This is a genomic window from Yersinia aldovae ATCC 35236, assembly GCF_000173735.1.
Lineage (GTDB): Bacteria > Pseudomonadota > Gammaproteobacteria > Enterobacterales > Enterobacteriaceae > Yersinia > Yersinia aldovae.
In genome coordinates this window covers 1-616 of the sequence record NZ_ACCB01000109.1, presented here as the reverse complement: position 1 = coordinate 616, position 616 = coordinate 1, and the positions used below count along the sequence as shown (strand labels likewise).

The window sequence follows — 616 nt, the reverse complement described above, 5'->3', positions numbered from 1 at the left end:
GTCGCTGCCGCAGCTTCGGTGCATGGTTTAGCCCCGTTACATCTTCCGCGCAGGCCGACTCGACCAGTGAGCTATTACGCTTTCTTTAAATGATGGCTGCTTCTAAGCCAACATCCTGGCTGTCTGTGCCTTCCCACATCGTTTCCCACTTAACCATGACTTTGGGACCTTAGCTGGCGGTCTGGGTTGTTTCCCTCTTCACGACGGACGTTAGCACCCGCCGTGTGTCTCCCGTGATAACATTCTTCGGTATTCGGAGTTTGCATCGGTTTGGTAAGTCGGGATGACCCCCTAGCCGAAACAGTGCTCTACCCCCGAAGATGAGTTCACGAGGCGCTACCTAAATAGCTTTCGGGGAGAACCAGCTATCTCCCGGTTTGATTGGCCTTTCACCCCCAGCCACAAGTCATCCGCTAATTTTTCAACATTAGTCGGTTCGGTCCTCCAGTTAGTGTTACCCAACCTTCAACCTGCCCATGGCTAGATCACCGGGTTTCGGGTCTATACCTTGCAACTATCGCCCAGTTAAGACTCGGTTTCCCTACGGCTCCCCTATTCGGTTAACCTTGCTACAAAATATAAGTCGCTGACCCATTATACAAAAGGTACGCAGTCA

Annotated in this window: 1 rRNA gene; it reads right to left on the bottom strand. The window is 51.9% G+C overall.

The annotated features are described in order from the left end of the window. A 23S ribosomal RNA gene (locus YALDO0001_RS19450) occupies window positions 1-616 on the bottom strand; the annotation flags it as partial.